Here is a 13,725-nt window from a genome sequence, read left to right on the forward strand (position 1 = left end):
AAGAAAATTAAGCGATATCATGAATATCATTTAATTAATGACAAAAGAGCATGTATGCAAAGGTTTGACGAACGCATACTCAACGGCACTAGCGTATTCGCGACCATTGTCGATGCAGGCAGTTTCGCCGCGGCGGGCGAGGTGCTCGGCATGTCGCAATCGGGCGTGAGCCGCGCCGTAGCGCGCCTGGAGGCAAGACTCGGAATTCGCCTGTTTGACCGGACGACGCGCGCTGTGTCCCTCACCGACGAGGGGCGCCGTTTCTACGAGCGGGTGATGCCGCTGTTGGCTGGCCTGGAAGATGCGGCTGCCACCGCGTCCGCCGGAGCAACCGCGGTGCGTGGGCGGCTGCGGGTCAACATCGACCCGTTCTTTTCGCGGCTCATTCTGGGGCCGGGCCTGGGAGCGTTCCTCGAAAGCTACCCGGATCTGCAACTCGACCTGATCACGCGCGATCAGCTGGGCGACATGGTGGCCGATGGGTTTGATCTTGCGGTCCGCTTTGGCGAGCCTCAAGCCTCCAGCCTCGTCGCGCGGCGCTTGCTGGACACGCGCATAGTGACAGTAGCCTCGCCGTCATACATCAAACGGATCGGTCGGCCGCTGAAACCCACCGAGCTCGCTGGCGATACCCACACCTGCATTGAATTCCGGGATCCGGAGACGGGGCGGCCGTTCACATGGGAGTTTCATCGTAAACGCAGGAAGCTCGCCGTGAAAACCGTCGGCAGACTCATCGTCAACGATGTGGGCACGATGCAGAGCGCTTGCCTGGCCGGTTATGGAATTGCGCAGATCATGGAACTTGGAGCTGAAGCGATGCTAGCCGAGGGGCAGCTGGTGGACCTCTTTCCGGACTGGCCCGACGAGCGCTTCCCGCTGTATGCGCTGTACCCGTCGCGGCACCATCCGCCTGCAAAAACGCGGGCCTTCCTGGATTTTGTGGTCTCGTTGACGGCCAGTCGGTGACAGTCACTTTCGCACCGGCTTGAACGACCGTGTGCCTTGATTTGCGGGACGCGTCTCAAGCCTTTGTTTAACCAGGTTCGCAACAGCTTCTGAGTGACGGTGATCCGGCCGCACTGCGCCAGATCACCGGACCGTTCTTACCAGTTATAGCGTGCTGAGGCGATGACCGTGCGCGGATTGCCGTAGATGCACACGGCGGACGACTGACAGCCACCGACGTAGCGGCGATCGAAGATGTTCGTCGCGTTGATCGCGAAGCGCCAGTCGCGCGTATCGTAGTGAACGGCTGCGTCGTAGAGCGTATAGCTCGGCACAGTGATGGAATTATCCGCTGCGCCCGCAACCGAGCTTTGATAGCGCACGCCCATGCCAAAGCCCAGCCCGGCGATCACGCCGGTATGCCAGGTCCAGTCCGCCCAGAGCGATGCCATCTGCCGCGGCCGCGGAATATCCACCGGCCATTTGTTCAGCGTTTCATCGTTGGCCTTTACGTTCTTCACGTCCTGATAGACGTAAGCCGCAATGATCGACAGGTTGTTCGTCAGCTTGCCCACGGCGCTGAACTCGAACCCACGCGAACGCACTTCGCCAGTCTGCACATAGGTGCTCAGCGTCGGGTCGTTGAGGTTCGGCGTGGCGACGTTGGTCTGGTTGATCTGATAGATCGCGGCGTTGAGCATCAGATTCTTGCCGGGCGGCTGCCAACGCAGGCCGAGTTCAACCTGACGTCCGCGCGTGGGCTCGGGAAGCGAACCGTTAGCCATATTCACGCCGAGCAGCGGGTTGAACGAGGTCGAGTAGCTGACATACGGCGAGAGACCGTAGTCGCCGAGGAACGTCACGCCGACGCGCCCGCTGAACGCGTGATCGGCCTGCGTTTGCCGGGTGCCGCCGATCAGGTCGTTTTGCGTCGCGATCGACCAGTCCTGGCGGCCGCCGAGCGTGAACACCCAGCGTCGCCATTTGATCTGATCCTGCAGGTAGACACCGAACGCGTCCATTGAACTTTTGACGTCGGTCCGTGGATACGCGTTGGGTGAAGAGAAGATCGCGGCGGTAACCGGTGTGTAGACGGGATTGAACAGATTCAGGTCCGGCGCGAGTGCGAGCTGCTCGCTGTCGGTCGTCGTCTGCCGGTTGTATTCGAAACCGGCCAGCACGGTGTGGTCAAGTTCGCCGGTTCTGAATTTCGCCTGCGCCTGATTATCAATGTCAAAACGGTTGTAGTTGAACTGGAAGATGCCGGCGTAGCGCGTGAGCGATGCCATGGTCGGGTCGGCATCGTCCAGGCCGCCGCCGTACACCGACCAGTCGTCGGTAGAAAGATGCATGAAGCGCGCATTCTGGCGCACCGTCCACACGCTGTTGAACTGATGCTCGAACTGGTAGCCGATTGATGCCTGGCGCTTGCCGTAGCGGTCGAAGTCCGGATCCCCCACGTAGAGATTGTTCGAGATCACGCCGTTCGGATTGGGCTGCACTGTGCCACTCGCGGGCAGGAAATTGCTTGCCGTATCGGTCCAGTCCTGCAGGTAGGTCGCGTAGAGCGTGAATGACGTGGCGGCATCCGGCTGCCATTTGATGGAGGGCGAGAGCGCCACTCGCTGATCGGCGTTCGGCCCCATCTGCGCGTTGCCGTCACGGGCGACGCCGACCACGCGCCAGGAGAGCGTGCCGTCCTTGTCGATCTTGTCGCCGATATCGAAAGCGATCTGCTTGCGCGCGAAATTGCCGATCTGCACTTCCATTTCGCGAATGCGCTCGCCATTGGCGAGCTTGCTTTGTACATCGACGATAGCGCCTGGATCGCCTTGCCCGTAAAGGACCGAGGTGGGTCCGCGAAGCACGCTCAGGCTTTCGATCATGTACGGGTCGACGCGCCAGCTCGCGAGGTTGATCGTGTTGGGCACCGAGAGACCGTCGACGAAGAGCGTGGGCGTGAAGCCGCGCAGGGCGGAATACCAGTCGGAACGGTTGTCCGAACTATAGGTGGAAAAACCCGGCACGTAGCGCAGCGCCTGATTGATGTCGGTGGCGCGCGTCATCTCGATCTGCTCGGCCGTGACGATGTTGATCGTCTGCGGGATTTCGTTGATGGGCGTGTCCGTTTTCGTCCCGGATGCGCTGCGGCGGCCGACCAGGCCGACGGCCGCGTCCTTGCCGGCATTGGCCGAAACCGAAACTGCGGGCAGGGTCTCGCTGCTGGGGTTGGCCTCACCCGATGCCTGCGGCAGGGACTTCTTGTCCGGACTTGCGTCTTGCCGCGCATCCATCTGCGCCCACGCGTGACCCGACGCCACGTAGAACGTTATGCCCGCAGCGGCAGAAATCGCGCGCATGCGCGTGCTGGTTGCCCATTCCATCCTTGCTTGCTCTCCAATAGCGTGTGGCCGCCCGTCGGACGTGCCTTGTTGTGGGGCGTTCCGGCGACCAGTTGGCCGTGAAATCGCCCATTTCGGTTGCTCGCGAGCCCAATGAGTCGCCCGCTATGAGGCCGTCTCATCGGTACCCAATGACTGCATGCATCCCCCGCTTCAGCGCGTCGGCAAGGCGCAAGCGCGCTGCCGCGACGCGTGCGTCGCACGGCGGACTGTATTGCGAGGGGGATTTCATGCGCGGCGGCCAGTGGCCTGCCGGCTTGTGGATGGACCTGTCTCTGTTCGCGCCCGTGCGGTGTCCGTTACCAGGCTGCCGGGCCGGGCAACATTTTATGCAAGAATGCGAATCATTACGATCCAAATGCCGGACTTACTACCCGGTCCAATGAATGAAAGCTTACATGCGACCGATACCCGACGTAATGACAACTTCTATCGCGATCGTGCCAATTTGTTGCTGAAACTCGATGAAAACGGAAAAGTCTGAAAATCTGGAACCGGTCTGGCGACAACGGTTTCTGCCGATCCGCACCGATGCGGAAAATCCTGTGGTCGCTCGCATGTGGGATCTCGAGGACGGCTTTCGGGATCCATGGCACGCCCATGAGGAAGCGCAACTCATCTATGTCACGCGCGGCGTGGCGCGGGCACTGACGCCGAATGGCATCTGGACCCTGGCGCCGTTTCAGGCGATCTGGATGCCCGCCGGTATGCTCCACGAGCTTCACGCAATCGGCGATGTGACGGTGCGCACGGCATACATCGACGTGGCAGGCGCGACGCAGTTCAGGTCCTGGACGCAGTGCAAGGTGGTGCAGATCGGCCATCTGCTGGACGCGTTGCTGGTGGCCCTGGCCGTGGCCACCGGTGACAGCGATACGCGGCGCACCGAGCTCGCTCTTCCGCTCTTCCTGTTCGAGCTGCACCGGGCTTTGCCAGCGTTGAGCGGGACCCTTCCGCTACCGGACGATCGCAGGCTGCGCGCTGTCTGCGAACAACTGCTGCTGCGTCCCGAAAACAACGAGACGATTGACGTTTGGGGTGCACGGGTTGGTGCCAGCACGCGAACGCTGGCGCGGCTCTTCCGTGACGAAACTGGACTTAGCTTTGGTCAATGGCGGCAGCAGCTCAGGCTGGTTGAGGCGGTCGCGCGGCTTGCGCTGGGCACACCGGTCGCGACGGTTGCAACTGAACTTGGCTACCAAAGCCCGAGCGCATTTACCTCGATGTTCAGGAAGGCGCTCGGAGCGAGTCCGCAGCGGTATCTCAGGTCACGCGATAACGCGTGATTGAATTCCCGTGGGTCCGCTTGCACTGATGGCGGATTCACGCAGCGGTTGGTGAATGTCCGATTCCGGCGGGGCAACTGTCTGTCGGACGTCGGTAGTGAGGCCGCGTTTAGTGGCGCATTCTGGCCGATCGCCGATTCATCCAATTTGTATGAATCAAGAAGGTATCGAAGCAGGACAACCGTCTGAGCGCGACCTATCACACCCGTTCGTTGCTGCACGCTGGCAATGGCCGTTAGCGCAGTAGTGCAGCCGCGCCAATGGCAGGTCGACCGCCTGCTCAACGGCAGGTTGTGGCCGAACCCGGCCCGATGCTGCTGAACCGGCGATGGACCGCGTCGTCGATCCGGCTGCATCCGGCCGAGTGCGAATCAGACCAGACAGACGCGGAGCGCTAGCGAACGTCTCGTGACGACTCCGGAAGCGACATACACCTCAGAGGTGCGCCGCAAGGTCGCTGTTCATTTGCGACTCAGGCACATCTTCAAGCAAGGTCCATCGCTCATGATCTCGCCACTCGATGCGAGGCGAGAAGTCTTCCTTTTGAATCCGACACGACGCACCGGCGCTAACGGCGCATGGTTGTCGGGTTGAAGATTCGCCTCCGGTAGGTGCAAGTCGAGGTCGTTGAAGGCAGTGCTCAACGTGTCACCCGCAAGGACAAAAGGTCAGGTCATCCTGGGCGATAGCTTGCGTGCGCAAGTTGGGTACGGGCGCAATCGTGAACCCCCTCAAGCACGGAAGCTATATGGGCGGAAACCGGCACTTACGGACCGTCGACCAAGCGTTCTTGGTTTTTTCGCACGGTAGGGCGGCAACGTTGCGAAAACGGGAACTATGAGTTGGCGCCACGGGGCTTGGAAGCCGGCAGCAAATGGATAAACTGGCCCCCATCTGGCATACAGGCTCTGGGCTCTGCTCCGAAGAACGTGCCAGAAACCGATTCTAACCATCGAGTGAACGATATGGCTTTGCACAAGGCAGTATTAGTAGCAGTGGCACTTGCAGCATCTATTGATGCGCACGCACAGGTCGCCGGCACACAGACTCTGAGCGTCACTATTGAGCAATCCCAGGCGCTTTTACAGGGATGGAGCGTCAAGAAGAGCGTGTTAGGCAAATCGGTCTACAACGACCAGAGCGAAAAAATCGGCGCGGTCAAAGATCTGATCGTGGCACCGGACGGCTCCGTCTCGGCGGCCATCGTCGCTACAGGAGGCTTCCTCGGCGTCGCCACGCACGACGTAGCGGTGCCCATCACTGCACTCGACGTGCGCGGCGGCAATCTATATCTGCCGGGCGCCACCAGGGACGCCCTGAAGGCAACGCCGGAGTTCCAGTACGCGAAGGTGCAATCGTCGCCTAAGCCGAAGAACGTTCAGGCGGAGTGAAGTAGTCAATATTGGCGACTGCCGATTAGCACTGCCATGCGTCTGGACGGGCCACCGTCTTTCATGAATCACCGAACACCATGCTAAAAACCCTCGGACTTGCCGTTGCCACCCTGCTTGCGGTCGCCGCTATTGCGCTGTGGACCCTGGTCGCCCGGTTCGAACCATCCATTAAGTCCGCCATCGAGACGGAAGGCGCGTTTGCTACCCAGACGCAGGTGCTCGTGGGTAGCGTCGAATTCTCGCCCTTAACCGGCGTGGGCGCGCTTGACGGATTTACCGTGGGCAACCCCACTGGTTTCTCTTCGCCGTACGCCGTAGTGGTAGACCGTATCGCCTTGCATGTGGAGAGCGGCTCACTTCTCGGCGGCGGCCCTGCCATTGTTGATTCCGCCACAATCATCGCACCGCAGATTACTTACGAGGCGCAAACGCCTACCGCCACGAGCAACCTGGAGACCATCAAGAACAAAGCCCAAGCCTATTCCGGCACTGCGGCCGCAATCCAGGCCCGCAGCAACGCGCGCAAGGTCATCATCCGCAACCTTACCGTGATGGGCGGCGCGCTCTCACTTGACGTTCACCTGCCCGGAGGCGCGCTCACGGTACCGCTGCCTACGCTGCATCTCGCCAATATCGGCGCGACCACAAACGGCGCGACTCCGGCCGAGATCATCCGTGCCGTGTGCGAGGCGCTCGCGGATGAAGCGAAAAGGGCGGTCGCCGAGGCCATCGCCCAGAAGCTCAAATCCGATATCGCACAGAAGCTCAAATCCGTTATCAGCATGCTCAAGCCGCCCTTAGGTAAGTTGCCAAAGCTGCCGTCCCCTCCGTCCCTGCCGTCGCCTCCGTCGATACCTTCCCCTCCATCCCTGCCGTCGCCTCCGTCCATGCCGTCGCTGTCCTCCCCGAGATCGCTGCCACCGCCACCCGGCCTGCCCTTGCCGCCCCCTCCTGGCTTCTAGAACTCCTCTAAGGGTGCGGCCACGGTGTCAGGTGGATCGTTTGTGGTGTTTGCTGCGATGGTGACGTCGACCGGCATCCTCCCCGGTGGGGGCGCGCGGTAATCTTCGGTGTGTACCGTTTCATGTCAATGGCGATTGCGACCTGCGACACGAGCGGCAACAGCCTCGCTATGGTCGTGATTGCAAAATGGACGCATACGTTCGATGCGCAGGTTGCCCAGCGCCGTTTTTATCTGAAGCGACCCGGCCACAGAACAGGCCGACGAAGGTCTTGCTGACGGAAACTTGCTGCCCGAGGACACGAGCGACGCGAATCCGCAACCGAGCGGCATCTGCCTCCGACTGCTAGCCTGTCTTAACATGTAACCTCGTTTCAGGAGGCGGCGATGACAAAGGCTATCCTTATCCTACCGGCTGTATTGTTCGTCCTTGCGGGATGCATGACCGCTGCCACGCTGGATTCCAGTACGTCGCCCGGCGCGGCGAAACAATCCGCTACATCAACGGCTCCCGCACCCGATCAAGCAGATCAGGTGCGCCCCGAGGCTCCGCACAGGAACCCGAAAATGGATGGCCCCCCGGGTTATTGATGAAATCGGAACTGCGTGGGCGTCGACGATTCGTTTCGCCGTGTCGAACGTCGTTTCCTGGCCGAACTGGGCCGACCATTCGGCCAAGGCGAAATTCTCAAATGGAACTGTCAGCGAAAGCAGTAACTTGGTCTCGTGTTTTCAGACAGGCTTTTTGTCCCCTGAACGAGTTGAAGATCGCCTCATGCGCGCCATACGAACTAGAACCTGTCCGAGACTGGTACGACTTCGCCCATTTCAATAATTCCGCCAACGACTGCGCATCCCCGCCGCGCCGCATACCACGCTGGCGAATGTTCTCGATGCATTCAGATTCGTCCACATCGATCCAAACCAACGCTGTCGCAGCCGACAAAATCTCGGAGACGATCCAGCCGTAGATACCTTCAATTACCCAACGCTCTGCGGCGGCCGCTTCGCGTGCCATTGCGATTACATCTTCTTGCTTCCGCGGCATGTTGTAACCACCTGGCTCCCAGTGGAGTAGGTCAAGGTCGACCCAAGCGCTACCGAGCGAGGTAGCGAGCTGCTCCGCAAGCCAGCTTTTCCCCGAACCAGAATTTCCAATCACGAGCGTCTTGATCAGATTCATGCGCAACTGCCCACCTTTCTTGTGCTTGGATCAGAATTGTCGCCAATCTATGTCAACCCGTCGACCGGCCGCATCTGGTTGGGCAGCGTCTCTTCGTGGCCCGGCGTTCGCGCTTCACACGTCGGTCTGTTCCGCCATTTCAAGCGCATCGTCGACCGCGATGCCGAGATATCGGACGGTGCTTTCGAGCCTGGTGTGCCCAGGCAGTAGTTGAACCGCCCTCGGATTCTTTGTGCGTCGGTAAATCAGTGACGCCTTCGTTTGCCGCATTGTATGCGCTCCAGAAGCAGCATCGTCGAGTCCGATTGATCTAATCCAGCGACGGACTAGGCGAGCGCACTGACGCGTCGAGAGATGCGGTGAGCCGTGAACCCTGCTCCGAAACAGATAGTCACCCTATGAAAGTCCCGCCGCCTGGATCCACGCTTCAGCACTCGCGCGAGTCTGCTCTGCGATTTCGAATTGCACCGGCCGCTGAGTCTTCTGCTGCATAACGGCTGCCCGGGGCATCACACGAGAGCCAAGGCAGATATCGGACACTCTCAACTTGGTGAGATTGCACGCTCGGAGTTTGCTGTCGATCGCCAATGGGCGCACCCTTATCGGTCATTCGCGGAGAGCACGGTGAATGACCGGGAAGGGTATCGGTGTGCGACGCGTCGGTCAGGATGAATGTGCTGCTTCCAATCGCGATGTCAGGAAGGTCAGAACGGTCGCGATCAGCAACAGAACTGCGCTCGCGACAAAGGCGGCTCGATAACCGCTGTGGTCGAACAGCGAGCCTCCCACTGTGGAGCCCATGGCGATAGCAAGCTGGATGACGGCGACCATCAGCCCGCCGCCGGCCTCCGCGTTCGCGGGGAAAGTCCTGGCCACCCAGCTCCACCAGCCTACGGGCGCCGCGGTGGAGAACAGACCCCAGAGTCCGAGGAGCGCAACAGCAGCGGCTGTCGCTTGGCCGAACGTGATCAATGCAACAGCGATAGCTGCCATCAGGAACGGGATGGCCATCAGCGTCTGGTAGAAACCCCGCTTCAGCACCGCGCTTATTAGCGTGGTGCCGATGAGGCCCGTAATACCGATCACCAGTAGTATGACCGCCAGTGTCGACACGTCGACTCGCGTTACGCTCTCGAGGAATGGCCGCACATAGGTAAACAACGCGAACTGCCCCATGAAGAAGAGGCCGACGCCGAGCAAGCCCAGGGTTACAACCGGACGTCGAAACTCCGTGAAAAGGTTGCCGGAAACAGAGCCGCGATGCTCGCCCGGCATTGACGGCAGACTGATCCATTGCCATGCCTGCGCGATCAGTGCGACCGGCACCAGACAGAAGAACGCCCCGCGCCAGCCGACGATCGAGCCGAGGTAGCTGCCCAGCGGCGCGGCCACCACGGTGGCCAGCGCGTTGCCGCTATTGAAGATAGCCAGAGCGCGCGGAACGTCTTGCTCCGGGACGAGCCGCATCGCGGTGGCAGCCGACATCGACCAGAATCCGCCCACGACCACGCCGATCAGTGCACGGCCGACCATATAGATGAAATAGTTCGGCGCTAGCGCGATCACTGCCCCAGACAAGGCCATGACAGCCGTCAGTGCAAGGAGCAGCGTCTTGCGATTCATGCTGCCGGCAAGCGCCGAAATGAACAGGCTCGTCACCACCGCGAACGCACCGGAAATCGCAATGCCGCGCCCGGCCATCCCCTCCGTGACGTGAAGGTCCGTTGCAATGGGTGTCAGCAGGCTGACAGGCAAGAATTCCGAAGCAATCAGCGCAAAGACGCACAGCGACATCGCAAAGACACCGCTCCAGAACGCGGGCGTTTTATCTACTTTTTGTTTGGCGGAAGATTCCGCCACAGGGTCGTTGGACACTTGAATCGTCATGAAATGCTTTTAGTCATGCAGAGCTATGTTCGAAGGGGACGGCAGGCTTTCCCTACGGGATCGCATTTCGGCAGCAGGCATGATTGGAATGGAGCCACCTCGGGAGCCATGAACGGCGCGCTGTGTTAGTCAGTTCGTGACGCGCTCGATCATGACCTTGAGTGGCCCGGAACGCTCAAGCGCAGGCAGACCGGTGTCCACTTTGCCCAGAGGCAGCAGCCCGCCCGCATAGGGTCGCCCGTCCACAAAAATCGCAAGGTTGCCCCACGGCGCGTAGTAAGTGATGTCGCCGGGTTCTGGCGTCATACCGGCCGGGGCGTCCGCAGTGGCCAGCTTGCGCGGAAGATTAGAGATTCGCTCGATGACTGCGTAGTCCTCCAGCGTGAGCGATAGAGGAAGCAGGGCAGCGAAATCTCGCGCGGTGGCGTTGTCGTACAGGGTCGCGGTGACGACCTGATGATCGACGCTTAGGCGAATTTTCATAGCGGGCTCCTTTGAGGACGGAGAAGACGCGCCACCGGAGGACGACGCCGACGAATTGCAGGCCAGCATCCCCAACACCAGATTGATGCTCAGTGCCAGAGCCTCGCGCCGCAACCGGCAAAAGTGCAGTTGGATCGACTTTTCCATGCCTCTATCTTTGCGGACCCAGGCGCTCCTGACTAGCTAATGGATGCTTAAAGGGGATATAAGCTAGGCTAATCAATATTTTTTCTGCAGGCTGAACTATGGCCAGACGTAATCTGAACGATCTTCTTGGCTTCGTCACGGTAGCGCGGGAAGGCAGCTTTACGCGTGCCGCCGCAACACTGGGCGTGACGCAATCGGCCCTGAGCCAGACTATCCGGGCTCTGGAAGAACGACTCCAGATCCGCCTGCTCACGCGCACCACGCGCAGTGTGGCGCCCACGCCGGCTGGCGAGCGGTTGTTGAACGCTATTGGTCATCGCTTCGACGAGATCGAGGCAGAACTCGACGCCTTGACTGAATTGCGCGCCAAGCCGGCTGGCACGGTACGCATCACCTGCGGTGACAACGTGCTGCACACGATTTTGCTCCCCAGGCTTACGCCCCTGCTGCGCGAGTACCCCGACATCAAGCTCGAATTCGATGTGAATTACGGCTTTCGCGACATTGTGGCGGACCGCTTCGATGCGGGCGTGCGCTTGGGTAACACGATCGACAAGGACATGATTGCCGTGCCGATTGGGCCGCCGCTGCGTTTCGCGGTGGCGGCCTCACCTGAATATCTCGCGGCTCACCCGACGCCAAAAACGCCGCAGGAACTGACCGCACACAATTGCATCAACCAGCGCATGCCAACATCAGGCGGGTTGTACGTCTGGAATTTCGAGCGAAGGGGCCGCTCGGTCAACGTGCGAGTCGACGGTCAGTTGATCTTCAATACCACGCTGCCACAGGTCGACGCGGCGCTTGCCGGGCTCGGCATCGCCTTGTTGCCGGAGGATGAGCTGATCCAACACATTGAAGCAGGCCGACTCAAGCGCGTACTCGAAGATTGGTGCCCAAAGTTCGAAGGCTACCACCTCTATTATCCGAGCAGACGCCAGCCCTCACCTGCGTTTACGCTCGTGGTGAACACGCTGCGAATCCGGCCAGATAGGGTAAGGCGTTGAAAGATCACCAGCTTGCGCCGTCGGTCCATCGACCTGGAAAACGGTCGTTCAGGCCGAATTGCTGACCGTCGGCTCATGGCCGAGATTCGTCTTACGGCCGAGGACCAGTCCCGGCTGTTATAGACAATATGGTGGGTCCAGCCTGCGAAGACGCACCGTTCTTCCAGCAATAAACGATTGACGCATAGCGCCCGGAGATGGCCGACCAGCGCCCCACGGCAGAGCGTGACGATCGTTTCGGATGTGCGTGTAGTTCAAAAGGCATAACTCGACCCATTGCGGTCGGCTGTAAGGTCGCGGTCTCTTCGTCGCGTCTTGAGGTCCTACGGTCATCCGACGGCCGGTCTTTTTGGTCGGGCATCGGCCAACACAGTCAACAGGTCCGCAAAACCTTATCTACCTGGCGTACGCCGAGTTCCGAGTCATTGGATTTGAGAAAGCCGCGTCAGAGAGAGATCGCGCTGGAAGCTGCTTGTATTGCCGCAGCAATCTCGTCTTCGCTGCGCCCCCCATTGATGGCAATGCTTTCCCCAAAGACAAAGTGAGGAACCGAACGGACACCGGTATTCGCCGACTTCAACACTTCCGTTTCGACGCGACGGTGCTGTTCAGGATCAAGAGCGATGGCGCGCGCCTGATCGCGGTCAAAACCGCAGTCGCTGGCAATGTCGGCCAGCACATCCGCATCGGAGATATTCTTCGCTGCAATAAAGTACGCATCGGTGATTGCTACCGCGAGCCTGTGCTGCGTGTTACGCCCAGCGGCTGCCAGAATCACGGCATGAGCCGCCTGGGTCGGATAGGCCCAGAGCTGGCGACCAAGATCGAGGTCGAAGCCCGAAGCGCGAGCTTCTCCCTCAGGGCGAGCAAAGGCAACCTTCGGATCGGTGACGCCGTAGCGCGAACGCAGCAAGTGGGGAATATAGAGGCCACCTGCCGGCGCATCGGGCAGCAGCAGGACGGGATGCTGCCGAATATCAACGGACAAGTGGGGAAAACGCTCCGCCAGCACCTTGTCGAGACGGTGATGCCCGACGATGCACCACGGGCAAGTGATTTCAGTATAGAGATCTATTTGCATAACCATGTTCTCGTGATCTGATCGTCGCGTTATGAATTTGAAGGCAGTTCGGCATCGATTCCGGTCAGTTGAACCGATACGTCCCACAGTCGTCGTGCGAGTTCCGGATTCCGCGCGTCCTGAGAGGGAGTGCATTCAGCAGAAGGGCCTCGCAATTCGGAAGTTTTCGTCGGCCCGTAATAGCCGCCGGCCTTTATCTGTCCGGTCGCCGCTTGCAATGCACCCCACGCGCCTTGAGCCGGCGTGTTGAAAAACAGGCCGATCAATGACATTGCGATGTTGCCCCACCAGCTCTCGCGCGCAAGGTTGGTCCCAGCAAGGCCCGGATGGCAGGCCACCGCCGTAACAGGTGTACCCGCCGCTCGCAGTCGCCGATCCAACTCAAAGATAAAAAGCAGATTCGCAAGCTTGCTGGCTGCATAGCGAGGCATCCACTTGTAACTCTTCTCCGCACTAAGATCGTCCCACTCGATCTTCGCGTTCTTGTGCAGACCGCTGCTCGTGACAACGATGCGCGACCCGGATGTTTCCATGAGCTTGGGCAACATGAGCGCGGTGAACGCATAGCTACCAAGATGATTGACGCCGAACGTCAGTTCGAAGCCTTGCGCCGTGTGCTTTAACTTCGGGCCTTGCACGCCCGCATTATTGATAAGCGCGTCGATGCGCGGCTCCTTTTCGGCCAGGTTTGCCGCGTTCCGCACGCTCGTCAGGTCTGCGAGGTCAAGCGGCAGGAATGCGAGATTTGCTTCTGATGTCTTCAGACGAATCCGGCTAATCGCTGCTTCCGCTTTCCGCTCGTCACGGCACGCGAGAAGCACCCTTGCTCGCCGCGCCGCCAACGTGTTCGCTATTTCAAAACCTATTCCGGTGTTGGCGCCGGTGACGATAAAAGTCTTTCCCGATTGATCGGGTACATCAGCATGGGTGAATCCGCTCATGGTGT

General features: G+C 60.1%; 11 protein-coding genes and 2 pseudogenes. 6 read left to right on the plus strand and 7 right to left on the minus strand.

What is annotated here, in order from left to right; all coding sequences use genetic code 11:
• Positions 1–54 precede the first annotated feature (54 nt).
• Positions 55–969: a LysR family transcriptional regulator gene (locus F4827_RS10295; RefSeq protein WP_183724045.1), complete on the plus strand. Its 915-nt coding sequence runs from the start codon at positions 55–57 to the stop codon at positions 967–969.
• A 137-nt stretch (positions 970–1,106) separates the two neighbouring features.
• Here the strand turns inward: F4827_RS10295 and F4827_RS10300 are convergent, their stop codons facing one another.
• Complete coding sequence (locus tag F4827_RS10300) at positions 1,107–3,332, minus strand: TonB-dependent siderophore receptor (protein ID WP_183723947.1); 2,226 nt, start codon at positions 3,330–3,332, stop codon at positions 1,107–1,109.
• 482 nt (positions 3,333–3,814) lie between these two features.
• On the opposite strand from F4827_RS10300, the gene F4827_RS10305 reads away from it, so the two are divergent.
• From F4827_RS10305 to F4827_RS35185, 4 genes and pseudogenes are all read left to right on the plus strand, one after another.
• Positions 3,815–4,636: a helix-turn-helix domain-containing protein gene (locus tag F4827_RS10305; RefSeq protein ID WP_183723946.1), complete on the plus strand. Its 822-nt coding sequence runs from the start codon at positions 3,815–3,817 to the stop codon at positions 4,634–4,636.
• 965 nt (positions 4,637–5,601) lie between these two features.
• Positions 5,602–6,027, plus strand: coding sequence for a PRC-barrel domain-containing protein (locus tag F4827_RS10310; protein WP_183723945.1), 426 nt, complete (start codon positions 5,602–5,604; stop codon positions 6,025–6,027).
• A gap of 80 nt (positions 6,028–6,107) precedes the next feature.
• The gene (locus tag F4827_RS10315) at positions 6,108–6,992 is read left to right on the plus strand and encodes a hypothetical protein (protein ID WP_183723944.1); all 885 of its coding nucleotides are present in this window, start codon (positions 6,108–6,110) and stop codon (positions 6,990–6,992) included.
• Between the two features lie 3 nt (positions 6,993–6,995).
• A pseudogene (locus F4827_RS35185) lies at positions 6,996–7,358 on the plus strand (dicarboxylate/amino acid:cation symporter); the annotation flags it as partial.
• A gap of 321 nt (positions 7,359–7,679) precedes the next feature.
• Here the strand turns inward: F4827_RS35185 and F4827_RS10320 are convergent.
• From F4827_RS10320 to F4827_RS10335, 4 genes and pseudogenes are all read right to left on the minus strand, one after another.
• The gene (locus F4827_RS10320) at positions 7,680–8,174 is read right to left on the minus strand and encodes an adenylate kinase (RefSeq protein ID WP_183723943.1); all 495 of its coding nucleotides are present in this window, start codon (positions 8,172–8,174) and stop codon (positions 7,680–7,682) included.
• A gap of 114 nt (positions 8,175–8,288) precedes the next feature.
• Positions 8,289–8,762 (minus strand): annotated as a pseudogene (locus F4827_RS10325) (tyrosine-type recombinase/integrase); the annotation flags it as partial.
• Between the two features lie 75 nt (positions 8,763–8,837).
• Positions 8,838–9,968, minus strand: coding sequence for an MFS transporter (locus tag F4827_RS10330; protein WP_260175117.1), 1,131 nt, complete (start codon positions 9,966–9,968; stop codon positions 8,838–8,840).
• Positions 9,969–10,190: 222 nt separating this feature from the next.
• Positions 10,191–10,691, minus strand: a complete 501-nt coding sequence (locus F4827_RS10335; RefSeq protein ID WP_260175106.1) for a cyclophilin-like fold protein — start codon at positions 10,689–10,691, stop codon at positions 10,191–10,193.
• Positions 10,692–10,789: 98 nt separating this feature from the next.
• Here F4827_RS10335 and F4827_RS10340 point away from each other — a divergent pair, with 98 nt between their 5' ends.
• Positions 10,790–11,698 (plus strand): LysR family transcriptional regulator, encoded by a 909-nt coding sequence (locus F4827_RS10340; RefSeq protein ID WP_183723941.1) that lies wholly within the window; start codon positions 10,790–10,792, stop codon positions 11,696–11,698.
• A gap of 445 nt (positions 11,699–12,143) precedes the next feature.
• Here the strand turns inward: F4827_RS10340 and F4827_RS10345 are convergent, their stop codons facing one another.
• Entirely contained in the window at positions 12,144–12,779 is a 636-nt protein-coding gene (locus F4827_RS10345; RefSeq protein WP_260175104.1) for a DsbA family oxidoreductase, read from the minus strand.
• 29 nt (positions 12,780–12,808) lie between these two features.
• Positions 12,809–13,720, minus strand: a complete 912-nt coding sequence (locus F4827_RS10350; RefSeq protein WP_183723939.1) for an oxidoreductase — start codon at positions 13,718–13,720, stop codon at positions 12,809–12,811.
• Positions 13,721–13,725: the final 5 nt, after the last annotated feature.

This window comes from Paraburkholderia bannensis (assembly GCF_014200455.1).
Lineage (GTDB): Bacteria > Pseudomonadota > Gammaproteobacteria > Burkholderiales > Burkholderiaceae > Paraburkholderia > Paraburkholderia bannensis_A.

Bases quoted from the DNA above. Each gene is read 5' to 3' on its own strand.
- F4827_RS10335 (WP_260175106.1), bottom strand. From the start codon at position 10,691: ATGGAAAAGTCGATCCAACTGCACTTTTGCCGGTTGCGGCGCGAGGCT.
- F4827_RS10315 (WP_183723944.1), top strand. From the start codon at position 6,108: ATGCTAAAAACCCTCGGACTTGCCGTTGCCACCCTGCTTGCGGTCGCC.
- F4827_RS10305 (WP_183723946.1), top strand. From the start codon at position 3,815: ATGAAAACGGAAAAGTCTGAAAATCTGGAACCGGTCTGGCGACAACGG.
- F4827_RS10320 (WP_183723943.1), bottom strand. From the start codon at position 8,174: ATGAATCTGATCAAGACGCTCGTGATTGGAAATTCTGGTTCGGGGAAA.
- F4827_RS10345 (WP_260175104.1), bottom strand. From the start codon at position 12,779: ATGCAAATAGATCTCTATACTGAAATCACTTGCCCGTGGTGCATCGTC.
- F4827_RS10350 (WP_183723939.1), bottom strand. From the start codon at position 13,720: ATGAGCGGATTCACCCATGCTGATGTACCCGATCAATCGGGAAAGACT.
- F4827_RS10300 (WP_183723947.1), bottom strand. From the start codon at position 3,332: ATGGAATGGGCAACCAGCACGCGCATGCGCGCGATTTCTGCCGCTGCG.
- F4827_RS10340 (WP_183723941.1), top strand. From the start codon at position 10,790: ATGGCCAGACGTAATCTGAACGATCTTCTTGGCTTCGTCACGGTAGCG.
- F4827_RS10330 (WP_260175117.1), bottom strand. From the start codon at position 9,968: ATGTCGCTGTGCGTCTTTGCGCTGATTGCTTCGGAATTCTTGCCTGTC.
- F4827_RS10295 (WP_183724045.1), top strand. From the start codon at position 55: ATGCAAAGGTTTGACGAACGCATACTCAACGGCACTAGCGTATTCGCG.
- F4827_RS10310 (WP_183723945.1), top strand. From the start codon at position 5,602: ATGGCTTTGCACAAGGCAGTATTAGTAGCAGTGGCACTTGCAGCATCT.